Source organism: Mucilaginibacter defluvii (genome assembly GCF_039543225.1).
Lineage (GTDB): Bacteria > Bacteroidota > Bacteroidia > Sphingobacteriales > Sphingobacteriaceae > Mucilaginibacter > Mucilaginibacter defluvii.
In genome coordinates this window covers 140,846-164,909 of record NZ_BAABJI010000002.1, presented here as the reverse complement: position 1 = coordinate 164,909, position 24,064 = coordinate 140,846, and the positions used below count along the sequence as shown (strand labels likewise).

At 46.2% G+C, this 24,064-nt stretch carries 19 protein-coding genes; 10 read left to right on the top strand and 9 right to left on the bottom strand.

Going from position 1 to position 24,064, the window contains the following annotated elements; genetic code table 11:
• Window positions 1-13: 13 nt before the first annotated feature.
• The 7 genes from ABD960_RS07055 to ABD960_RS07025 all read right to left on the bottom strand — a co-directional run bounded on the left by ABD960_RS07055 (window position 14) and on the right by ABD960_RS07025 (window position 9,316).
• Entirely contained in the window at window positions 14-514 is a 501-nt protein-coding gene (locus tag ABD960_RS07055) for a DUF6265 family protein (protein WP_345330239.1), read from the bottom strand.
• A 131-nt stretch (window positions 515-645) separates the two neighbouring features.
• Window positions 646-3,384 carry a DUF5695 domain-containing protein gene (locus ABD960_RS07050; RefSeq protein WP_345330237.1) on the bottom strand — a complete coding sequence of 913 codons (2,739 nt, stop codon included), beginning with the start codon at window positions 3,382-3,384 and terminating at the stop codon, window positions 646-648.
• 92 nt (window positions 3,385-3,476) lie between these two features.
• Window positions 3,477-4,376, bottom strand: coding sequence for an AraC family transcriptional regulator (locus ABD960_RS07045; protein ID WP_345330235.1), 900 nt, complete (start codon window positions 4,374-4,376; stop codon window positions 3,477-3,479).
• 115 nt (window positions 4,377-4,491) lie between these two features.
• Window positions 4,492-5,736 carry an NAD(P)/FAD-dependent oxidoreductase gene (locus tag ABD960_RS07040; RefSeq protein ID WP_345330233.1) on the bottom strand — a complete coding sequence of 415 codons (1,245 nt, stop codon included), beginning with the start codon at window positions 5,734-5,736 and terminating at the stop codon, window positions 4,492-4,494.
• Window positions 5,737-5,781: 45 nt separating this feature from the next.
• Window positions 5,782-6,783 (bottom strand): 4-hydroxyproline epimerase, encoded by a 1,002-nt coding sequence (locus ABD960_RS07035; protein ID WP_345330232.1) that lies wholly within the window; start codon window positions 6,781-6,783, stop codon window positions 5,782-5,784.
• A 1-nt stretch (window position 6,784) separates the two neighbouring features.
• A complete protein-coding gene (locus tag ABD960_RS07030) occupies window positions 6,785-8,368 on the bottom strand; it encodes an aldehyde dehydrogenase (NADP(+)) (protein WP_345330231.1) in 1,584 nt (527 codons plus the stop codon).
• A 9-nt stretch (window positions 8,369-8,377) separates the two neighbouring features.
• Window positions 8,378-9,316: a dihydrodipicolinate synthase family protein gene (locus ABD960_RS07025; protein WP_345330230.1), complete on the bottom strand. Its 939-nt coding sequence runs from the start codon at window positions 9,314-9,316 to the stop codon at window positions 8,378-8,380.
• 331 nt (window positions 9,317-9,647) lie between these two features.
• Here ABD960_RS07025 and ABD960_RS07020 point away from each other — a divergent pair, with 331 nt between their 5' ends.
• Complete coding sequence (locus ABD960_RS07020; protein ID WP_345330229.1) at window positions 9,648-10,046, top strand: VOC family protein; 399 nt, start codon at window positions 9,648-9,650, stop codon at window positions 10,044-10,046.
• A 66-nt stretch (window positions 10,047-10,112) separates the two neighbouring features.
• Here ABD960_RS07020 and ABD960_RS07015 read toward each other — a convergent pair whose 3' ends face one another.
• Entirely contained in the window at window positions 10,113-11,774 is a 1,662-nt protein-coding gene (locus ABD960_RS07015; RefSeq protein WP_345330228.1) for a M1 family metallopeptidase, read from the bottom strand.
• A gap of 127 nt (window positions 11,775-11,901) precedes the next feature.
• Between ABD960_RS07015 and ABD960_RS07010 the strand changes: the two genes are divergently transcribed.
• The 4 genes from ABD960_RS07010 to ABD960_RS06995 all read left to right on the top strand — a co-directional run bounded on the left by ABD960_RS07010 (window position 11,902) and on the right by ABD960_RS06995 (window position 17,763).
• Entirely contained in the window at window positions 11,902-13,125 is a 1,224-nt protein-coding gene (locus ABD960_RS07010; RefSeq protein ID WP_345330227.1) for a dicarboxylate/amino acid:cation symporter, read from the top strand.
• Window positions 13,126-13,243: 118 nt separating this feature from the next.
• On the top strand, window positions 13,244-15,700 hold the full coding sequence (locus ABD960_RS07005; RefSeq protein ID WP_345330226.1) for a TonB-dependent siderophore receptor: 2,457 nt from the start codon (window positions 13,244-13,246) through the stop codon (window positions 15,698-15,700).
• A 12-nt stretch (window positions 15,701-15,712) separates the two neighbouring features.
• Window positions 15,713-16,942 (top strand): PepSY-associated TM helix domain-containing protein, encoded by a 1,230-nt coding sequence (locus ABD960_RS07000; protein ID WP_345330225.1) that lies wholly within the window; start codon window positions 15,713-15,715, stop codon window positions 16,940-16,942.
• Window positions 16,943-17,010: 68 nt separating this feature from the next.
• Entirely contained in the window at window positions 17,011-17,763 is a 753-nt protein-coding gene (locus tag ABD960_RS06995; protein WP_345330224.1) for a DUF3575 domain-containing protein, read from the top strand.
• Between the two features lie 5 nt (window positions 17,764-17,768).
• Here ABD960_RS06995 and ABD960_RS06990 read toward each other — a convergent pair whose 3' ends face one another.
• On the bottom strand, window positions 17,769-18,104 hold the full coding sequence (locus ABD960_RS06990) for a TfoX/Sxy family protein (RefSeq protein ID WP_345330223.1): 336 nt from the start codon (window positions 18,102-18,104) through the stop codon (window positions 17,769-17,771).
• Window positions 18,105-18,194: 90 nt separating this feature from the next.
• On the opposite strand from ABD960_RS06990, the gene ABD960_RS06985 reads away from it, so the two are divergent.
• The 5 genes from ABD960_RS06985 (at window position 18,195) to ABD960_RS06965 (ending at window position 24,059) form a co-directional block, all read left to right on the top strand.
• Window positions 18,195-19,655, top strand: coding sequence for a PAS domain-containing sensor histidine kinase (locus tag ABD960_RS06985; protein WP_345330222.1), 1,461 nt, complete (start codon window positions 18,195-18,197; stop codon window positions 19,653-19,655).
• Window positions 19,656-19,782: 127 nt separating this feature from the next.
• Window positions 19,783-21,180, top strand: a complete 1,398-nt coding sequence (locus ABD960_RS06980; RefSeq protein ID WP_345330221.1) for an ATP-binding protein — start codon at window positions 19,783-19,785, stop codon at window positions 21,178-21,180.
• 43 nt (window positions 21,181-21,223) lie between these two features.
• A complete protein-coding gene (locus ABD960_RS06975) occupies window positions 21,224-22,882 on the top strand; it encodes an FAD-dependent oxidoreductase (protein WP_345330220.1) in 1,659 nt (552 codons plus the stop codon).
• 4 nt (window positions 22,883-22,886) lie between these two features.
• On the top strand, window positions 22,887-23,159 hold the full coding sequence (locus ABD960_RS06970; RefSeq protein WP_345330219.1) for a UBP-type zinc finger domain-containing protein: 273 nt from the start codon (window positions 22,887-22,889) through the stop codon (window positions 23,157-23,159).
• Between the two features lie 90 nt (window positions 23,160-23,249).
• Window positions 23,250-24,059 (top strand): glycosyltransferase family 2 protein, encoded by an 810-nt coding sequence (locus ABD960_RS06965; RefSeq protein WP_345330218.1) that lies wholly within the window; start codon window positions 23,250-23,252, stop codon window positions 24,057-24,059.
• The last annotated feature ends 5 nt before the right edge of the window (window positions 24,060-24,064 follow it).

Sequence of the window (24,064 nt, the reverse complement as noted above, 5' to 3'; positions counted from 1 at the left end):
AGCCACTTAAACATCACTTCATCCTGTTAAACACAAACAAATCCTCAAAAACCCATTGGCCATCCTTTTGGCTGCCGCGGGCTATTACAAATTGATTGTGCGAGCGCTTTTCGTAAAGTATGCGCAGCGTTGCCTCTCCTTCTTTTTCAAACACAGCGCGATTTTTTGATGCCTCTATAAAAACGTATCTGTCCTGCTTATCCTTTTCCTCATTGGCTATTAAACCGGGTTGAAAGTGTTTTACCATGGATGTTAGCCCTTTGTCGGTTTGTTCGTATGCTAATATCTCGTACAGGTCGGGCTTGTCCCCTTTCATCATCCGCATAAAACCCAGCATATTTTCGCCTTTAGGCGGTAGCCACGATCCCTCAATGGTGCGGCCATCCGGCGTAGTGGCTTTCCAGTTACCTTGTATAAAAGCTACATCAGCTACGGAGCCTTTGCCTGTTTGTGCAAAAGAGATCGAGGCGAAAAACACTAACAGTAACAAGAGATAAATATACTTGCAGTTCATAATTGTATTTAATTGGTTGATGGTTGTAAATTAAAACAATTAATAACAAGCGCCAAATAATCGGCATTAAACAAAAAAGCCGGACACGAATGCCCGGCGCAAAACAAATATGAAAATAGAAAGAACGAATGTTATTTTTTCAGCTTAAAGCTAACGGTAGACTTGCTGTTTAACGGCAAAACGTACGCGCCTCTTACTTTGGTTTGCTGCAACTGATATTGGCCGTTACCGCCCTCTATACGTAGATAAGCGTTTGGTGTATAATTATCTCCTTTATCCAATGTAAAACTGACCTGGCCGGTTTTTGAATTGTACGATACGGTTTTAAACTTGCCCGCGTCGAGCGTAAGCCAAAGTTTGGCAGGCGCTATAAATACCCTTGATTTTGCAGCCGTGGTTATGGCTACGTTTACCACATCTCCTTTTGTTGTAACATTGCCGCCAAAGCCCAACCAGCCAAAGGTTGCATCGTTAACCAAATAGGTGGCAGTATTTACGGCATAGCCAAAAAAGTTAGGGCCATAGTCGCCTGACAGATAGTCTATTCTTAAGGTTGACGGGAACGAGTGGAATGCTGCCGGGCCAAAACCATCTTCGGTGATGTTTGAGATGGCGCCCAGCGTACCGCCATAACCAACCCGAAGCAGGTACAGATCATCCGGCTGACTGCGATATCCAGCAAGCACCGGTATAGCATTAAGGCCCGAACCATAGTGATGCAACTGCCGCTCAACACGTGATAATTTACCGCCGTACAAAAAGTCCCAATAACGGCGGGCAGAACCATTATAACCCCAGTGCGGTACCGTTGGCATATAACCCAATATGGCATTCAGGGTTACCAGCGCCTTATCATCATAACCAAAGTATTTTGACCATACATAAACCTCCTCCTGCCCTGTTGAATCCCAAGGCATTTCACTACCAAAAGGGTACTGTAATGTACGCCAGTGATCGGCGCGTTTACGCATAGCGGCTTCAAGTCTGCCAACCATCTCGCCCCAGCCTTCGGCTTTTAAATCCTGCAAAATGAGGTAAAACACGGTACCTTCCATCTGCCCGAACTGCGCGTAGTATGGTGCCAATGTTATCATGGCCATGCTGGTGCCATAAGCATTGGTTAAATACCATTGCCAGTTATACTCGCTCACCAACCCTTTATGGTTACGGGCCAGGCGGTACAACGCCCAATGTGCCGCCGCCACATGCGGGTAGTTATATGAACGGCCTATGTCATCAGCGCCCTTTTTGTCCCAGGCAGCCCAGGTTTTGTAATTTACGCTGTCGCTGTAAGTACCTGCTGGTTTACTTTTCGGGTCATAATAATAAAGGCTTTTCTTTACCCCGTATTTTTCTTTGCCGGCACTGTGTTGCAAGCCGCCCCAAATGGTATGGTTAACAAAAAGTTGCAGCTTTTGCACCTCCGCTTTGTCGGGCTGTATCACTTCCTTCATCATGGCACCCAGCCAGCTACCCGCGCCCCCCTCATCGCTCAGGCCTACTATCCAGGCACGGCTATCCTGCAATACCTTGGCTTTTTTCTCATAATCGTAGGTAATTACTGAATTGCTGCGGCCAAACAGATCCTTATCATTATGATACCATTGTTTGGTGGTCAAAAAGTTGCCGAAATCCTTCACTACCTGTTCTTCCGGCTTAATCACTTTATAGCTGATGGTTTGCTTCAGTCCATCGGCATAGGTTACCGTTACCCTTACCCTGCCCCAGGTATTTCCCTTTACCTGGTAAGCGGCCCAACCGTTAGGGGCGTCACTCAGTTTTGTAAAAGTTAAGGCGCCTTCAGGTTGTACATTAATGTCTGTTATCTGCTTATTATAATTCAAAAACAATTTCCCGTCAACATCCTGTGGAATAATGTAACCCGGTACCCCCATAGCCACCGGGCGATTATTGGCAATTAATGTTTTCTCGATATCCCTGATCGCGTCAGCCAATATAAATTTCAAAGCAATACGGCGTGTTTCGCCGGGCTTTAAACTTAATGAGGTCGGTTCGTTCCAGGGTTGCGCTTTCTTCCATTCCTTATCCGCATAAGCTTTACTGCTCACTATCCATTCATAAAAGCCTTCAAAGTCGATGCCGCGTGGGGTCGGGTCGTCAAGCAATGGGTTGTACGCTTCAAAAGGCGTTCTTCCATCGGGCACAACTACTAAAGCCGGACCCTGACCGCTTAAACGGGTCACTTGCAGATAACCTGCATCATTACCTATATACGGATCGTAGAAAACACATTCGGCATGAGCCTTTTCAAGCGATTTTTCCTGCAGAATATTATTGAATATCATTGGCATACCCAGCGCACCAATCTCTACTACTTTGGTTGATGTATTGGTAAGCACGAATTCAAGTATAAGCTGCCCGTTACGCTGCTTCCATACACGTTCCACCTTTAGCGGAATATCAACGGGCAAGGTTGCGGCCAGGTCAGCAGCGGCCAAAACAGAGTCGTTAACGGCAAGTGCTTTAACTGGAGCGCGTTTTGTAGCGGTAGAAAAACTTTTCCAGGCCGTATCGCCATCCGCTTTTAAACGCAGATTGATATCGCCCAACTGGTACATACCGTCGCTGCTGCGTTGTTTTAAACGGTCGGCAGGCGTAAAATCAAAGCCCGTGGCAACTTTAGGTTCCAACCCGGCAACGGTTTGCGAGGCCTTTACCAGTTTTAAGTTGAACGCCGATGTGTTGTAGGTATCAATGCCTGACTCTATACCCAATGTAGACGGCCGCTTTGAAAGCGCTTCCCAAGGGTTTTGCGCGTTGGCCAGCAGGCTGCCGAACATCAGCATACCTATAAAAATGGCCGTTCGCCAATTAATGTTATTTTTAGGGGAAAGGGGAATGTTTACCATATTTAAGTCAACCTATTAATCAGGCTATAAAAATACGGTTGCGGTTTGAGTGTATTCGGCTGTAATTTGCCAAATAGTAGTCCGTTTTTAACCTAAGCGGTTTGCGAAAGAGTGTTGATATTGTTCAGATAATTATCCAGATACTCGCGCGGCGAATTACCGGTTACCGATTTAAACACCCGGTTAAAATTGGTAATACTTTTAAAACCGCACTTAAAGGCGATCTCTGATACATTTTCGAACTTATGCGATGTCAATCGTTTACAGGCTTCATTAACGCGTACCTCATTCAAAAAAGATACGAAAGTATGCCCTGTGTGTTTTTTAAAGTAACGGCAAAAGGATTCGGAGGTCATGCAGGCGGCGCGGGCAACATCATCAAGTGTGATGACGCCATTGTAATTTTGCATGATAAAGTTGTAGATATTACCTATACGGATACCCTCGTTATCAGCCATTGATGGCAGTTTGCCATGCGTTGATAGTGCTTCCGGTTTATTGCCAATAGAAATCAGCCCCTGCATCAGTTCTAAAAAGGTAAGCAATTTTTTGCTTCCCGTTGCCTCGCGCACGGCAAGCATTTGGGCCGCGATAGCGGTGGTGTTGCGTGCGGGTAATTTAAAACCAAGCGCATGCTGCTCCAGGTATTGGCTGATGGCACGCATCTCCGACAGAGCAAACACGGCGGATAACGCGCCGCCGGGGTTAAAGAACACGGTGAGCGCCTTTACCGGACGATGCTCTTCAGATTTAAAATACTCGGGGTTGCTTTTAAACAGGTGCGGCAAATTAGGGCCAATGTAAAATATATCGCCCTCGGTAAAGGCGTGCATGTTATTCCCGGCAATTAAGGTTCCCTCTCCGCGCTGTATCCAGGTAAGCTGTGCCTCGGTATGGCGATGCAGATGCGGATAATGGTAAGGCAATTCAACCTGATCGGTTATTACGCTTTTATCGTGCGCTACTGGGATTGTAAACTGCAGTACCTTCATCGTATTAATCGGGAGATATAGAGATCTAAAATACTATTCTATCCCAAAATAACAAAAATAACCCTTAAGTGGGTTAAAATATTGCTAAAACGAGTAAGGGCATTTATAAAACCTGCTAAAACCTGTTAGGCGAAAACGCGTCGATATTAATATCCGTTTTGCTGCCGTCAACCACCTGCTTAACCAGCAAACCGGTAGCGGGTCCAAGGCTCAAACCCATCATGCCGTGGCCGGTGGCCACCACCAGGTTACTGTATTTTTTACTGCGGCCAATGTAAGGCAAACCATCCGGTGATGACGGGCGGAAACCGTACCAAATATCTTTTTCAGCCGGTACCTCGGGGTGCAAGTCAGGGAAATATTGGGGTACCGATTCAACTATACCTTTTACCCTGTTCATGTTAATTTTATTATTGAGCTTACCCAGCTCCATAGTACCGCCATAGCGGATGCTGCCGTTCATGGGCGTAATGGCCACACGGGCTTCGCAAAGCAGGGCGGGTATCTGCATACGCTGCTGCGGCTCGGGCACCATAAAGGAGTAGCCTTTGCCCGGCATAATCGGCACATTAATATCAATCATTTTCACAATGGCCGGCGACCATGAGCCACCCGCTATGATATACTGATCAGCATCCCAGGCCTTATTGCCGGTAAATACCTTTGATATTTTGCCTGCGGACGTTTCGATACGGGTAACTTCGGCATTGCGCTCTACTTTTACACCGCTTGCCTGCAGGTGCTTTAATAATTTGGCAATTAATTGGTTGGGGTATAAATGCGCATCGCAACGATAGTGCACCGCGCCTAACACATCAAGCTCCAGCTTAGGTTGCAAAGCCTTGCATTCATCTGCATTTAAAACAGCCATATCCAAGCCTAACTCACGGGCTTTTTCTGCCAGGTGTGCTTCTTCCTCTCCTGCCTTTTCTGTTTTGTAGAACATCAGGATGCCCTTTTCAACCAGGCCAAAATCAAAATCAGGTTGTTTGCTAAGGTCGCCGTAAAGCTTTTTGCTAAGTAAAGATATTTCCAGCAATGGCTTTGCCGAACGCTCGACGTGCGCTGTGTTGGCATGTTTCAGAAACTTTATTCCCCACGAAACCAATTCGCCGCTTAATGAGGGTTTTACATAAAATGGGCTCTTGCTGTTAAACATCCAGCGGATGCCCTGTTGCACCATGCCGGGTGCCGCCAGCGGTATAAAGTGGCTCGGTACAATCATGCCCGCGTTGCCGAATGAGCAGTTATCGCTCAGGTCGCCTTTTTCAAGGATGGTAACCTCATGACCTGCCTGCTGCAAATAATAGGCAGAGCACAAACCCATAATACCACCTCCGATAATAACTATTTTTGACATATTGATAAAAGACCGCATTGCAGCAGCCTTATGTTATGTTTGTAATTAAATAACCTGGAAACCGTGCGCGTATGGGTCCTCATCATCAATTTTGATGGTGTTGTAACCATACACCTTAGCCCAACCCTCTATACCGGGTACAATGGCATTAATATCACCTATCTTCAGCTCATCCTCAACGGTGCCGATAAACTTGCTGCCGATGATACTCTCATGGATAAAATGATCACCTTTTTTGAGCTTGCCCTTGGCATGCCACTGCGCCATACGCGCCGATGTACCGGTACCGCAAGGCGAACGGTCAATCGCTTTATCGCCATAAAAAACGGCGTTGCGGGCTGTAGCGTCATCAGACAAGGTAGCGCCGGCCCACAACACATGCGTACAGGTATTTATGGTCGGATTTTGCGGGTGTACAAAGGTGTACTTCTCGTTAATGCGGGTACGGATGGTACGGCTCCAACTGATGAGCTGCCCGGCTGTATAATTTTCCAATCCTGAAAAATTCTCCTGCGGATCAATAATAGCATAGTAATTGCCGCCGTAAGCCACATCAAAGGTAAGTTTACCCAGATCAGGGCATTCTACCTCCAGGTTTTCGGCTGCCAGGTACGATGGTACGTTGACCAGCTTTACCGAGGTAACCTTTTGACCAACCTGCTTGTAAGAAATAATCACCAAACCGGCAGGTGCTTCCATACGTACCACACCCGGTGTTTTAGGCTGGATCAGCCCTTCCTCTATCGCGATGGTGATCGTACCAATAGTGCCGTGCCCGCACATAGGCAGGCAACCGCTTGTTTCAATAAACAATACGGCCACATCATTCTCCGGATCATGAGGTGGATACAAGATACTGCCCGACATCATATCATGCCCGCGGGGCTCAAACATCAGGCCGGTACGTATCCAGTCATATTCCTTTAAAAAATGCTGCCGTTTTTCGCTCATGTTATCGCCCTTGAGCTGAGGGCCGCCGCCTGCAACCAACCGCACAGGGTTGCCGCAGGTATGTGCGTCAATACAAAAAAAAGTTTTGCTGCTCATGTTATGCTTTCGTCCATTCGTTATTCACCTGCCTCCAAATTCCAAGCGGATTGCTATCCTGCAGTTCGGCAGGTAACAGGCTGTCATCCCAATCCTGCCAGGCCACGGGTCGCACAAAACGATAGATTGCACCTGTACCGACAGAGGTAAACCTACTGTCGCTTGCTGCCGGGAAAGGCCCGCCATGCTGCATGGCCGCACAAACTTCTACACCTGTTGGTACACCGTTTAAAATTACACGGCCAGAAATATCAGCAAGCTTATCGAGCAAACCAGCATAAGCGGGAAGCTCTTCGCGCTCTGCCATTACGGTGGTTGTTAACTGGCCTTCCAATGTGCCAACAACCGCTTCAAGCTCGTGCACATCATCAGCTATAACCAATAATGACCAAGGGCCGAATATTTCTTCTCTAAGTTTATGATTGTTGATAAAGTCGCTTGCCTTAACGGTGGCCACTGTAGCTACCGACTGGTTACAAAGCTCCTGGTTAACATTACCTGATTGGGCAATGATATCAAGACCGGCCTCACCTACCACACCCCGCGACAAGTTTTGATAGTTTTGCCAGATGCCGGGCGTAAGCATAGTTGCTGATGGCACCACTTCAATAGCTTTTTTCAGGCTATCGATAAATACGTTTAAGGCATCCGACTTAACTGCCAATATCAACCCCGGATTGGTGCAAAACTGACCCGCACCCAAGGTGATGGACGCGGCATATTTAGCAGCCAATGTTTCGGGCTGTTTGTTTAATGTTTTAGGGAGAAGAACCACTGGGTTGATGCTACCCATTTCGGCAAATACCGGGATTGGTTCTTTACGATCGCGGGCCATGTCAACCAGCGCCATACCACCTTTGTACGAGCCGGTAAACGCTACTGCTTTGGTAAGCGGATGTTTTACCAAGGCGGTACCTACCGCATAACCAGAATCATGCAATAGCGAGAACACCCCTTCGGGCATACCGGCCTTTACAGCCGCTTTGCTGATGGCCTCACCCACCAGCGCGCTGGTACCGGGGTGTGCAGGGTGCGCCTTTACAACAACCGGGCATCCTGAAGCTAAGGCCGAAGCAGTATCGCCACCGGCAACAGAGAATGCCAGCGGGAAATTACTCGCGCCAAAAACCACCACCGGGCCAATAGCCTTGTACATCCTGCGGATGTCGGGCTTTGGCAATGGCGTACGTTCTGGCAAAGCGGTATCAATAACCGCTTCAACCCACGAGCCCTCTTCTACCAGGTCAGCAAACATACGTAGCTGACCTGCTGTGCGGCCCATTTCGCCCAATAGGCGGGCTGTTGGCAAACCGCTTTCGGATACCGCCCGGCTAACCAGGGTATCACCTAAAGCGGTTATCTCCCCGGCTATGGTGCGTAAAAACGCAGCCTTTTTGGTGTTTGATATATTTTTATAAATGCTGTAAGCTTGTTGGGCAGCCTGCAAAGCCTGCTCAACCAATTGCTCATTGGCCACCTCGAAGTCGCCCTCGAGGTGTTTACCTGTTGATGGATCGACGGCTTTAAAGCTGTCGCCAGCTAATGATATGTGTTTACAGCCTACAATATTTTGTACTTTGATCATTCGCCAAATTTATAAACTTACCTCGGCTAATTTACCCCAGCTTCCTTCAGGTAATTCAGGGCGGTTAGCCAGCGCGTTTTCAATCACCGCCAATACCCTTTCACGCTCAGCGCCTTTTAATGGTAAACGTGGCGCACGTGTTTGCTCGGTACCAATACCCGTAGCTACTTCGGCCAGTTTAATATATTGCACCAGTTTGGCATGGATATCCAGTTCCAGTACCGGTAAAAACCAACGGTGTATAGCAATGGCCTCGTCAATACGGCCAGCTTTTATCAAACGGAAGATGGCAACAGTTTCTTTCGGGAAGGCATCAACCAAACCTGCAACCCAGCCATGCGCACCCATAATGATGCTTTCGGTAGCGATCGGGTCAACACCGGTCATTATCTTAAAGCGGTCGCCAAAGCGATTGATCATACGGGTAACGTTCATGATATTACGAGTCGATTCTTTAACCGCCTGTATGGTAGGATATACAGACAGGCGCTCAAACATATCCAGTGTGATCTCAATTTTATAATCAACCGGGTTGTTGTAAATCATAATTGGCAGCGGCGTGCTTTCGGCAATAGCTGAAATATAAGCGATGGTTTCATCCTCGTCGGCATTGTAACGCATTGGCGGCAGCACCATCAGGCCATCAGCACCAAGCTCATAAGCTTTTTGCGCAACACGTACAGCGGCACGGGTTGATTGCTCTGCAATGTTTAATACTACAGGCACCGAACCCTCAACAAGTTCTAAAGTATGTGTAAGCAGGCTGAATTTTTCGTCTTCCGTTAACACGCTTGCCTCACCCAACGAACCACCTAATATAATACCTTCAGCACCGGCCTCAAGCTGTGCTTTTATATTTATGTCAAAAGCATCAAAATCTAATTTATCATCTGCAGTAAATTTGGTTGTTACCGCCGGGAAAACACCCTTCCAGCTAAATGTTATCATCTCGTAATTAATATTGTTTTTACAAAAGTAGGTTTTAATTGAAGGCGGGCTATATAACAAATTAGCTTATACTTATTAAATTTTACCCTAAAAGACAATATATACATATTACAGGCAAACAGGTTAAAATCTGCACACCATCGGCCAATTAACAACCCGAATGGTGAGCGTGGTAATATAATTTAGCGATCTGTTATAGCAGATACATAACGCATATTTGATCAACTCCCCCTATTAAACTGGCCCTGCAAATAGCGGGGCTTTTTGTTGTAATAGGCTTTGATTATAACTATTTGAGCATTAACTTTAAATCAAACCAAAACACTACTTTATGATCTTTAAAAACGCCATTAGCTGGTTTGAGATACCGGCCGCAGATATTGACCGCGCGCAAACCTTTTACGAAAGAATATTTGATATTAAGATGGACAGGATTGAGTTTGAAGGAACCACTATGTGCATGTTCCCGCTTGAAGACCCGATGAACGGTGTCGGCGGTGCGCTGTGCCAGGTGTCCGACTTTCATCAGCCATCGGCCAACAGCGGCACCATGATCTACCTCAATGCTAACCCAGATGTCCAAATTGTGGCCGATCGTATAGAGGCCGCCGGTGGTACCATCATCGTACCCAAAACAGAAATATCACCGGAGTATGGCTATATGGCCGTATTTTTAGATACTGAGGGCAACCGTGTGGCATTACATTCGGTGCCAGAGAAGTATTTGTAATATCGATATAAAAAAATGGCCGCCTTGCAATAACAAAGCGGCCATTTTTTACAAGTTGAAGGTATATTAAGATACCGTAATATAATACATCTTAATTATAGCCTCCGAATTAAATAGCTCTTTATTCGCCCCTACCTTGATTGTCTTCCATTCGGTTGTTGGGTTAAGTTTTATCTCTTTGGTTTTATCTTTTAACACCAGTGGCAGGTTGAAGCCGGGTATGCAGTTGGTGTAACGGTATTTAATCGTTTTTCTATCGGTGCTGTATTGTAATTCCAGGTTGGGTATCTGCGTGGTAGTCAGGTATTGTTCAAACACCCTTTTGTAATCAAATTTAGCCTGGGCCGATATGTAGTTCTGTATCTGCGCGGCAGTTACGGTTTGGTGGTAAAACTGCTTGTTTAAGCCACGCATAACATTGCGGAATAACACATCATCATTAATACTATGCCTGATGGTCTGCAGCATGTTACCGCCTTTGGGGTACATATCGCCGCTGCCCTGCGCGTTTACGTTGTAAGGCGGAATAATAGGCTCCTTATTCTGGATGCCCTTGCGGATGCCGTAGTTATAATCGTTACCGGCATCAACACCAAAGCGGTAATCAACATACAGCGTTTCAGAATAATTGGTAAAGCTCTCGTGGATCCACATATCAGCCAGGTCATTACTCGTGATGTTGTTACCGAACCACTCGTGCCCGCTTTCGTGCACAATGATAAAATCCCATTTCAGGCCCAGCCCGGTACCCGATGCATCGCGCAGGCGGTAGCCCGGTTTGTACCAGTTGCCATAAGCCACGGCGCTTTGGTGCTCCATACCGGTATGCGGCGCGTCAATCAGCTTGTAGCCATCCTCATAAAAAGGGTAAGGGCCAAACCAATGCTCAAACGCTTTAAGCATGTGCTTTACCTCAAAAGGCATGTAAGTTTTAGCCTTTGGCAGGTTATAATCAAGCACCCAGTAATTCAGGTCGAGCTTGCCTTTTTCGCCGTTGTACACCTCGCTAAAGTTTACATACTTGCCGATGTAAGGTATAATATCGTAATTGTTGATAGGATTAGTTACCGCCCATTTGTAGGTGGCGGTACCATCATTGTTTTTTTTGTGCGATTGCAAACGGCCATTGGCTACAGCTACCAGCGTATCCGGCACAATCATGGTTAAAGAAGCACCATTATCCGGCTCGTCCGACTGATGATCTTTACACGGGTACCACACCGAAGCACCGAGGCCCTGGCAGGTAACGGTCATCCAGGGGCGGTTAAGTGAGTCTTTGGCGAACGTCCACCCGCCTATCCAGGGCGGCCTTACCCCTTCTTTAGGCGTGCCCGAAAAATAAACGGCCAGTTTGTGCTCTGTCTTGGCTGCTTGTTCGCCAACGGTTACATGCCAGGCATTGCCCTCTCGGGTGTATTTTAGTTTTTTTTTGTTATCCAGCAGAATGCTGTCAATATTCAAGGGCTCTTGCAAATCAACCTGCATTACGGGCGAATGCTTTGCCGTAAGCACATTGTAAGTAATCACGTTAGATCCGGCGGTAGTTTTGGTATTGTAATCAGGCTTTACGGTGATATCGTATTTTAACACATTCCACCAAACACGTTCGGGGGTTATGGTACCACGCAGCGTATCGGCACGGCTATAAAGTTTGGGAGCTGTTTGAGCAAAGCAACCGGCAGCGGCAAGCATTGCTAAGGCAGTGAAGCGTAGTTTGGTGTGTATCATATTCAAAATAAATATACGGGCATAAGCCCGGCAATCAGCAAAAATACTTTACAAAGCCATGGCTTGTCAACCGGTTATTAGCCCCTTTTTTACATATCTTAGCTTTCAGCATCCCTTTAAAACGGAAATGAATAACTGGCTAAAAAACTACAGCGGAATATTATGGCTTATCAGCGGCGTAACGGCCGGTGCCATTGCGGGTTTGGTAATGGGCAAACAGGTAGTTGTACTGAAACCAATTGGGGACATTTTTTTGAACCTGTTGTTCATTGCCGTGGTACCGCTGGTATTCTTCGCCATATCGTCGGCCATTGCTAATTTAAACGGCACTAACCGTATCGGTAAACTACTGAGTGTAACTTCGCTTGTGTTTTTGGGGACGATACTGGTATCAGCCACCTTAACCATAATCGCGGTGCGCCTCTTCCCGGTGCATGAGCAGTTAACCGCGCCGCCGCTTACCGAGCAGGTCAGCAAAAAGCCCTTTGGCGAGCAAATGGTACAGCTTTTTACCACATCCGATTTTTACCAGCTATTTACCCGCTCCAGTATGCTGGCCATGATCTTGTTCTCCGTACTGATCGGTTTTGCCGTGCTGCGCTCCGGTGAGGACGGCGTGCGCTTCGCCCGCTTTTTAAACTCGGGGAACGAAGTTTTCAAGCAACTTTTTATTATCCTGATGAAGATGGCTCCTGTTGGGCTTGGTGCTTACTTTGCGTACCAGGTAGGCTATTTCGGGCCGCAGCTTTTTGGGGCTTATGCTAAATCGCTCGGCTTGTATTACAGCGTCGGCGCCTTTTACTTTGTGTTTGGTTTTAGCGCCTACGCCTTTATAGCCGGTGGTATCAAAGGCTTTAAATGCTACTGGAAATACAATATCATCCCCTCGGCAACGGCGGTAAGTACCTGCAGCAGTATTGCCACCATACCTGCTAACCTGGAAGCGGCCAAGAAAATTGGCGTCGCTGAATATATTGCTAACATCACTATACCGCTGGGCGCTACACTGCACAAGGATGGCTCCAGCATATCGTCCATTGTTAAAATGGCGGTGGTGTTCGCTTTATTTGGCAAAGGGTTTGATAGCCCGGAAACCATCATTAGCGCCCTGGCCATCACGGTTTTGGTTAGTATTGTTGAGGGTGGCATACCCAACGGCGGTTATGTTGGCGAATTGCTTTTTATATCCGCTTACGGCTTTCCGCCGGAGGCGCTCCCCCCTGCCATTATCATTGGCACGCTTGTCGATCCTTTAGCTACTCTGCTTAACTCAACCGGCGATACGGTTGCTGCCATGCTGGTAGCCCGTTTTACTGATGGTAAAAACTGGATGGAACAAGCATCAGCCTAATACTTTACAACTTATTTGAATGTTTTAACATGTTTCTAATATTTTATTTGGATTTAATCTAAATAACAATATACATTTGCGACATTATTTATCACCATCACAATTCGCACTATTTAACATGACGAAACGTTTATTAATCTCTTTTTTGCTGCTCAGTTGCGTTCTTAATTTTATTGCTCCCGCGTATGCGCAAACCACACAAACTGTAAGCGGTGTAGTTCTCGACGAAAAAGGCGACCCACTGCCCGGCACTACCGTAGCCATTGAAGGTACATCGCTAAGTGCTGCTACAGACACTAAGGGCCGTTTCACCATCAAACTCGAACCCGGAACTTATAACCTGCATGTTAGCTTTATTGGCTACATGTCCGCCTCTCATAAAATCAATGTAACAGCGGGTAATGATATTAAGCAGAACATCTCCTTATCAACCGATAACTCATCGTTACAACAAGTGGAGATCACCGGTCGTAAAGAGAAAACATATAAAACCAAATCGACCTTTATCGGTAACAAAACCGAAACAGATATTAAGGATCTACCGCAATCGGTATCCTACGCCAGTAAAGAGTTAATGGCCGATCAGGGTGTTGTGCGTACCGGCGACATCGTTAAAAACTTTAGCGGTGTAAACCAGTTCACTTTTTATGATGACCTGACTATCCGTGGTTTCCGCGTGAACGGCCAGAGCAACACCCAATTGGTAAACGGCCTGCGTACCAGCACCGGCTTTTGGAAACAACCGCTTACTAATTACCTGGAGCGTGTTGAGGTACTGAAAGGCCCGTCATCAGCCCTGTATGGCAATGCCAGCCCGGGTGGTGTGGTTAACCGTGTAACCAAAAAACCGCTGAATGAAACCCGCCGCCAGTTAAGCATGTCGTTAGGCAGCTTTAACACCCTGCGTGGTTTGGCCGACTTTACCGGCCCGGCCAACAAGGATAGCTCGCTGCTTTACCGCCTCAACCTGGGTTATGAAGATGCAGGCTCGTTCCGCGACCTGCAATTTGACAAGAACGTGGTGGTTGCGCCGTCCCTTACTTTTATAGCATCTGAGAAAACCAGCATAAACTTTGATATGGTGTACAATAGCTCACGCTCAAGGCTGGACAGGGGTCAGTCGGTTATTGGTAACGACCTTTACTCTACCCCGCAATCATTAGCGTTGAGTACCGCTAACGACTTTTTGAATGAGCAGACTTATATAGTAACTTTATCACTGAACCATAAGTTTAATGATAAGCTTAGCTTTAACGCCGCTTACTCAAAAACCGGCTACCAGGAAGATTTGTATGAGCATAGAAGCGCCAATGCTTATGCCAAAGATAAGTTTGGCAAAGATATACCAAACCTTGTTGCCATGCAGGTTTTTCAGCGCAAGCGTAAACGCTATATTGATAACCTAAGCGGTTACTTTAATTACAATGTTAAAACCGGACCTTTTGAGCATAAAATCGTAGCTGGTTATGATTATGGAAGTGAAAAGATGCCTGCTGGGGCCTCACAATTAACGGCATCCGGATATCGTGATACAACAGCCGTTGGCTTTAGCAATTATAGAGCAGCTGATAGTTTGAGCAAAAAGTTCATTCGCGACAAAAACGGTAATCCAATACCTAACATTCCATCTTTTGATCTTAACAACCCCATTGCTTCACAACGCTTGCAAGATGATACAAAAGCTATTTTTGCACCTACTACGCTTGCTCCAACCTATTATTACTTAAACGCAGGTTACATTCAGGATCAGATTAAGCTTGGTCGTTTGCAACTATTGGCCGGTATTCGTTACGAATATTATACTGACTTTAATAACTACCTGACTAACACGGAAGTTAAGACTCACTCCAGCGCCTGGCTGCCGCGCTTTGGTTTAGTATATACCGCTACAAAAAATGTAAACGTTTACGGTACTTATGTAATGGGTTACAATCCGCAATCGGCAGCTAACCTGGCCAATCCGAATGCAGGCGGACCGTTTAAGCCTTTAACCAGTAACATGATTGAGTTTGGCGCTAAAAGCAGCTGGTTTGATGACCGTTTGAGCATAACTACTGCTGTTTATCAGATTGAACAAAACAACACACTATATCCTACGGGTAATGGTGAAGAATTAAGGCCGGTAGGTAAAGAGCGTGCACGCGGTGTAGAGTTTGATATTACCGGCCGTATATTACCTAATTGGAGCATTTTGGCATCATATGCTTATAACGACGCCAAAATTGTGGAAAGCCTTGTAACAGCCGAGGTTGGCTTACAGAAACCAAATGCTCCAAAAAATTCCGCCAACATTTGGACGAGGTATAACTTTGTACGCGGTCCGCTGAATGGCTTTGGTTTAGGCTTTGGCTCAAACTACGTGGGTGAGCGTAACCTATCAATAGATTTAACCAAAACTATACCCGAATACCTGCTGGTTAACGCGGCGGCTTACTATCGTGTAAACAAAGTACAGTTGCAGTTTAACGCTAACAACATTACCGGCAAAAAATATTGGGTAGGCGGTTATGATTATATCAGGCTTTTCCCGGGTGCACCGGCAAACTACCTGCTGACTTTAACTTATGACTTTTAATAAGTAGACGAGATGATCTGGAAGCGCGTTAAAGCCGTAGCCGCATGGCTGCATTTATGGGTAGGCCTGGTTACCGGTATCATAGTAGTACTGGTATCAGTAACCGGGTGTATCCTGGTGTTTGAAGATGAGCTTTTTGACACTTTCCACCGCGACCTGATCGAAGTGAAACAAACCGGCCCTGCAAGGCCGGTTTCTGAGTTATTGGCGATAGCGCAGAAAAAACTCGGCAATAAAAAGCCGGTTACCGATATCCGCATTAATGAGGCCGACCGCAGTTATATATTTTCGGCAGCTAAGATCAATAAGAAGGATAAAATAAAGTGGTGGAGTTATTTTAGCCAGTTTAAGTATAAAGATGATGTATACATCAACCCCTACACCGGCAAAGTGCTTGGCGTAATTGACGTTAGATATGAGTTTTTTAATGTTACCGAGCAGTTGCACCGCCAGCTATTGCTGGTAAAACCGGTAGGCAGCGTGGTTGTAGGCTCGTGCATTTTGTTGTTTTTGCTGATGATGATTACCGGGTTTATGCTTTGGCTGCCTAAAAATTTGAAACAGCTTAAAAAGAACCTCTCTGTGAAATGGAACGCCAGGTGGAAGCGCGTTAATTACGATTTGCATAACAGCTTCGGCTTTTACGTGCTGCCTATTGCCATGATTATTGCTATCACAGGCCTGGTATGGTCGTTCAAATGGTGGGAAGATGGCATTTACCGCATTTTAGGTTCTCCGGGCAAGGTTGAACTGGTGCGCAAGGCGCCAAAAGCGGCAATGCCTGCTGTGCAATCGGGTGGCACATTGGATGACATTCTGGCGCACATCCAAAAGGAAATCAACAACAGCTACCTTACTATCGGCCTAAACCTGCCGGAGAAAGATGAGCCTACCCTGATGGCCTTTGTATACCATAAAAACCCGACCGACGGCTGGCGCAACATGAGTTATTTTTATTTCGACATGCACAACGGTAAGCAGTTTGATAAGTTGATACATAGCCAAAAGCCTTTAGGCTTAAAATGGCGCAACTCTAACAAGGATATTCATACCGGTAAAATTTACGGCCTCGGCACACAGATACTCGCCTTTTTAGCCAGTTTTATATGTGCATCATTACCCGTAACCGGGTTTTTAATATGGTGGGGTAAACGCAGTAAAAAAAGCAAGAAAAGATCAGCCAAACTATCCGCACCGGCAAAAAGTCAAAAAGCTACTTTAAAACCAGAAGCGGTAGTTTAAATACTTAGCAATTAAGTAAACAAATGCTTAGCGGGCATCGTATACCAACGCATAACCTGTAAATAGTTATGATGCCTTTTATTAAACATTTTGTAAGGGCTGTATATCTTCCCTTATGTTTTGCTTCGATTGCCACGGTAGCTCAGGCCCAAACTGTTGACTACGATGGCGACAATTACTTAAAGATAAACGTGCCGGCGCTGGCATTAAAAAATATATCGCTGCAATACGAGCGGCCTGTAGGTCAGCAAATATCGGTAGCACTTAATGTGCGTTATGCGCCAACGTCTGATCTTCCTTTTAAACAGGCATTCAAGAACATTATTGATGACGATGAGGTGTCAAAGCAAATTGACGGGTTGCGTACCGGTAATTTTGTAATAGCGCCTGAATTCAGGTATTACACTGGCGGACAAGCCGGCCGCGGTTTTTATATTGCGCCCTACGTTAGATATGCGCGCTATACTGCCGAACTGCCTTTTAGGTACGACTACAATGGCACCGAGAAGATATTCCCGCTATCAGGCAGCCTTAACGCATTTTCGGGTGGTGTGATGATAGGCACGCAGTTTAAGCTAAGTCGTTTGCTTTATCTGGATTGGTGGATCATCGGCGGCACCTACGGAACATCGTCCGGCCGTATAGATGGACGCGCCCCGCTTGATGAAAACGAGCAACAAGCGCTGCGTAATGAGTTGGATGAGTTTAAGAACGGATTTATCGACACCAAATACCAGGTAGATCAAAACGGCGCTACGGTTGACCTTGACGGCAAGTGGGTAACCGCCCGCTTGGGATTGGCGCTGGGCATACGTTTTTAAGCCCTCTATTTCTTTGATGCCTTGGCTGCCGGGTTATAGGCCAGTGCCTTGCTCACCCATGAGTCAACATCGGCCTGGGTGTTCAATACGGCTTCGTCTACATAAACATACCCCTTCATTAAACGCCCGCCATGTACAATTTGTGTAACACCGGGTAATTGCAGTTCATGCTCATAATTATCCGGATCGAGCCGGCACATCATATAAACGTCGCCCACGCAAACGCACATCTTATCGTCAACCATGAAACACACGCCGCCAAACATTTTCTTTTCCATTACGGTAACGGATTGAAACAGCGAATTTCGCACTAAATCAAGTAATAACGGATTTGCAGCCATGGTTAAAATATCTGTGAATTTTGTTAACTATTGGTGTAAAAATACGTATAACTTACATTGAGTACATAGCCCGGCTTGCCAACTCTCTCGATGAATTTTTCGGTTATAGACATAGAATCAGAAATGCTGCGTGCCGTTATCGACGAAACGCCTGCCCCTACTGCGCTCTACACCGGCGCAAATATGCTTATTAAACTGGCCAATAAGGCCATGCTTAATGTTTGGCAACGGGATGAAAGCATTACCGGGATGCCGTTTGATACCGCTTTACCCGAGCTTGATAAGCGGTTGCTAACCTCGGTACTTTACCATGCTTACCAAAACCGGCAATTGGTTGAATTGAAGGAGCAGCGTATTGAACGTGTTATAAACTACCGGCCAAAAGCGTTTTACTATAACTTTACCTTTAAGCCCCTTATTAACAGCGACGGTTATGTTTGGGGCGTGCTGCACACCGCTACTGATGTTACCGAACAGGTAGAGTCACGCTTTCAGCTGGCGGAGGCCGAAGAGCGGTTGCGACTGGCCATTGATTCGGCAGGCCTGGGTACCTGGAGTATTGATGCTACCAATATGCAGGTTTACCCGTCGGCACGAACAAAGGAGTTTTTTGGATTGAAGGCCGATGAAGAACTTTTGTTTAACGATGCCCTTAGCCGCATAGGCGAAATGCAACGCCCTTTAGTTGTTGAAGCAATAAATAAAGCATTTGAGCAAGGCGGCGGCTGCGACATGGAATACCCGATAACCGACCCCAAAACGGGCAGGCAGCGCTGGGTACACTCCACCGGAAAATTATATTACGATACTACCGGCAAGCCATCCAATTATTCGGGCATCATGATAGATATTACCGGGCGTAAGCAGGAAGAAATACGTAAGAATGATTTTATTGCGATGGTTAGCCATGAGTTGAAAACACCGCTTACTTCAATTAAATCGTACATCCAGATATCTATCAGCAAGGCAAAAAAACTTAATGAGGACTTTATTACCGGGGCGCTTACAAAAGCCGACCTACAAATTGTTAAAATGACTAAGATGATACGCGGTTTCCTTGATTTGTCGAAACTCGAATCAGGGAAGATCAGCTTATCGCCGGAAGTATTTGACGTCAGCGACCTCATCAGCGAAGTTGTAACCGAATCACGCTTTATCAACAGCAATCACTTTATCGAAATTGACCGCAACGACTCGGTCATCATAAACGCCGACCGTAACAAAATTGCGCAGGTACTTGATAACTTGCTAAGCAACGCCGCAAAGTATTCCCCGCTCGAAACGGAGATTTACGTAAATAGCGTGGTGAGCGAACACGAGGTAATCATATCGGTAGCCGATAAAGGCATCGGTGTAAAAACCCAGGATCTCGATAAACTTTTTGACCGCTTTTACCGTGCCGACAATGAAATTATGAAAACCGTTGCAGGGTTTGGTATTGGCCTCTACATAGCGTCCGAAATAGTGCACCTGCATCATGGTAAAATATGGGTGGAAAGCAAAGAATACGAGGGCGCCACTTTTTACTTTAGCCTGCCGTTGAATAAGTAAATTCTTGTTTCTTTTCAGGTTATATTGATAGCGTTAACACAAAAGGCGGTTACAACAGTTTTGTGCTGTGTAAAATAGTAGGATTTTAAAAAATCTGAGCTATTTTTACTAACGTAAAACACTACCCATGCACACTATAACTGCTGATCAGCTTAAAAAAATTGAAAGCCTGCAAACTGTTCCTGAGGATCAGTTGCAATGGCTTATAGACCAGGGCCAGATTCAGGAATATGAGCCCGGCGAGCGTATATTCGAGGCTGGCTCGCCGTTAAACATCACCATGATCATACTGGAAGGAAGTTTCAGGATATGTATGGTACAAGGCGGCAGCATACGCGAACTTGCCACACTTGGCGAAGGTTCTATAACCGGGTACCTCCCCTTTTCGCGCGGTAAAAAGCTGATAGGTTACGGTGAATGTGTGCGTAGGATGACTACACTGGTATGCCCGGCCGAGAAAGTGCAGGAAGCTATAAAATTGCACTATGAACTTACCGAAGCGCTTGTACATATCATGACCAACCGCGTGCGCGATTTTACTGCATTGCAACAGCAAAACGAAAAAATGATGGCACTGGGCAAGCTTTCGGCAGGCCTTGCACACGAGTTGAATAACCCGGCAGCGGCTATTGTACGCAATACATCTGCACTAAAAGAACAGTTAAAACAATATCCGCATATTTTTAAGCAGATAGCCGCCATTAAGCTGAAGATGAGCGAGGTTGACCCGATAAATGTTTTCATTCAGGATATCATCAACCGGCCGGATAAGCCGGTGCTGAGCATGCTCGAAAAATCAGCCAAGGAAGACGAAATGATGGACTGGCTTGAAGACCATGAGGTGAACAGCTATGAGATGGCAGAAACCTTAGTGGATGTGGGCTTCGCCGTTAACGACCTGGAAAAACTGCGTGACCAGGTTGCAGTTGATTGCGTTTCGCCGGTACTTGTGTGGATCAACAATACTTTGATGACAGACAAACTCGTGTCGGACATTGAAGAGGCATCCCGCAGGATAAGTGAGCTGGTAACATCCGTTAAGAACTTTACACACATGGACATGGCCGCCGACAAGCAGCCGGTTGATATAAAAGAGGGTATCATCAGCACTTTAAAAATGATGATCTACAAGATCAAGAAAAACAATATCAACATGGTTAAAAGCTTTGCTGACGACCTGCCGAAAGTTAATGCCCGGCCCGGCGACCTTAATCAGGTATGGACTAACCTGATAGACAACGCCCTTGACGCAATGGAAGGAAACAATGGCGGCACTCTGAAGATAAGCACGCAGCGCGACGGCGCTTTTGTGCAGATCAAGATCACCGATGACGGCCCGGGTATACCTGAGGATATCCGCAGCCGTATATTCGATCCGTTTTTTACCACTAAAGCTATGGGTAAGGGTACTGGTATGGGGCTCGATGTAGTTAACCGCATCATTCAGCAGCACAACGGCACCATCAAAGTAAAATCAAAGCCCGGCGAAACGGAATTTGAGGTTTGCCTGCCGTTAGATCAATAATTAAACAATCACAATCAACAATCTACCACCACTAAAATAATAAATGGATCAGCCGATAATATTTTTAATTGACGATGACCCGCAGGTTTTGCGGGCAATTAACCGAGACCTTCGCTCAAAATACCGCCAGGATTATCGCATACTCAGTACCTCATCAGCCAATGAAGCGCTGAGCAGCCTGCGCGAATTAAAAAACAAGGGCGAAGTTGTTGCCGCTTTTATATCAGACCAGCGCATGCCCGAAATGCAGGGCGTTGACTTTTTAACCAAGGCGATGGTGTTCTTCCCTGATGCTAAACGGGTATTACTTACCGCCTACTCCGATACTGACGCTGCCATAAAGGCCATTAACGATGTTAAGCTCGATTATTATCTCACCAAGCCATGGGATCCGCCTGAAGAAAAGCTTTACCCTATAATTGACGACCTGCTTGACGACTGGCAGGGCAGCTACCGCCCGGACTTTAAGGGCATAAAGGTTTTAGGCTACCAATTTTCGCCTCAATCGCACGAAGTGAAGGAATTTTTGGCGGGCAACCTGGTGCCCTATCAATGGGTGGATATGGCCGACGAGGAAGGTACACGCCTGTGTAACGTTAACAACCTGCAACCAAAGGATTTCCCGGTGCTTATATTTGAAGACGGCGAGGTGGTAAAACGCCCGACTATAATTGATGTAGCCTCAAAAATTGGTCTTAACCCACGCGTTAGCAATACCGTTTATGATGTAGCTATAGTTGGTGCCGGCCCTGCTGGTTTGGCAGCATCCGTATATGGCGCTTCTGAAGGTTTGCGCACCTTGCTTATTGAAAGGCATGCACCCGGTGGCCAGGCGGGTACAAGTTCACGCATAGAGAACTATCTTGGCTTTCCGAGCGGCCTGAGCGGCTCAGACCTAACCCGCCGCGCTATTACGCAAGCTACACGTTTTGGTACGGAATTTTTATCGCCGCAAATGGTAAAAGAAATACGGATTAAGGACGGTTACAAAGCCATTGTATTAAATGACGATACCGAAATCAACGCCAAAGCCATTATTATAACCACCGGCGTTGATTACCGCAAGCTGGAAACCAAAGGCGTTAATAACTTTACCGGCGCCGGTATTTATTATGGCGCGGCTAATACCGAAGCCCTCTCGTGCCGTGATAAGCAGGTGTTTATTGTTGGCGGCGGCAACTCTGCCGGGCAGGCAGCTATGTATCTCTCTAAATTTGCCAAGCAGGTTTGTATAATCATCCGCAGGGAAGATTTGACTTCCACCATGTCGGCCTACCTTATCGAGCAGATCAACGGTGTTGAAAACATATGCGTTAAAGGCTGCAGCGAAATAACTGAAGCTAAAGGCGATGATAAACTGCGTGAGCTTAACATAAAGCACTTAATTACAGGCGATGTGGAAACGGTTGAAGCGGATGCCCTTTATATTTTTATTGGCGCGAAACCTTATACAGAATGGCTGGGTACTAATATTATTAAAGATAATAAGGGCTTTGTTGAAACCGGGCGCGAACTTAACCGTTATGATGGTTTTGGTAAAATATGGAAAATGAACCGCGACCCATACCTGCTTGAAACAAGCACGCCCGGCATATTTGCCGCGGGCGACGTACGTGCCGGTGCCATGAACCGTGTTGCGTCAGCCGTGGGCGAAGGCTCAATGGCCATTAGCTTTGTACATAAATACCTGGCCGAAGTATAATATTATGGATCAACCAACTATATGCAACCATATCAGCGCCGTAACAAAAGTTACCATTGGCGATGATTATGTATGCGATGAATGTATAAAAAATGGCGGTACTTGGGTGCACCTGCGTACCTGCCAAACCTGTGGCATTACGCTTTGCTGCGATGCCTCACCTTATAAGCACATGACCAAGCATTACCACCGCTCGCAGCACCCGGTAATAGCATCGGCCGAGCCCGGCGAGCGCTGGCTATGGTGCTACCCTGACGAAGTATTTACCGAATATTAACGCAGGTTTTAAGGTGATATAAGCGCCTATGTATCTTATTTTAAAAAGAAGCGTATAAGCGCTTATACATAATGTAACTGTTGCCCGTAAATGAAATCAGTTTTTATACCATCCTACATCAAGCAATATCTGGTAAAAGATCACTCGGCTGAAAATTTTGAGCGTATCCGCTCAGCGTACAAACAGCTTTCAAAAGATGTTGAGCCATTAATATCAGTTGTAATGCCTGCTTATAATGAGGAAGAGAACATTGTGCAAACACTGGCATCATTATGCAACAACACTACGCAATGGCCGGTTGAAATACTGGTGGTAAACAATAACTCCAAAGATGCTACCGAGCAGCTTATTAAAAGCTGTGGTGTTAACTATGTGCTCGAAACCACGCAAGGCATTACACCCGCCCGTAATTGTGGCCTGGGCCAGGCACGTGGCAAATATATTTTAAATGCCGATGCCGATACCATTTACCCAAAGGATTGGATTGAGGAGATGGTTAAGCCGCTTGTAAACAATAATGATGTCGCTATCACCTACGGTATATTCTCCTTTATCCCGATTGGCAGCACGGGCCGTGTTACCTATTACTTTTACGAATGGTTTGCCGAGCTGAGCCGTTTTTATAACACCAAATTTAAAAGTGAGGCTGTTAACGTGTACGGCTTCAATTCCGGTTTCCGTAAGGAGCAGGGGCTTCAGGTTGATGGCTTTAACCACCCGCCGGGCACTAACGAGGATGGCTACCTGGCACTTAAGCTAACGCGTAAAGGCTTTGGCAAAATGCACCGGGTATCAAGCTCAAACGCTATTGTTTGGACTACTGACAGGCGCATACAAATTGATGGCGGCCTTTGGAAGGGCACCTGGAAACGCCTTAAACGGCTTTTAAATATTAAATAGTCTTT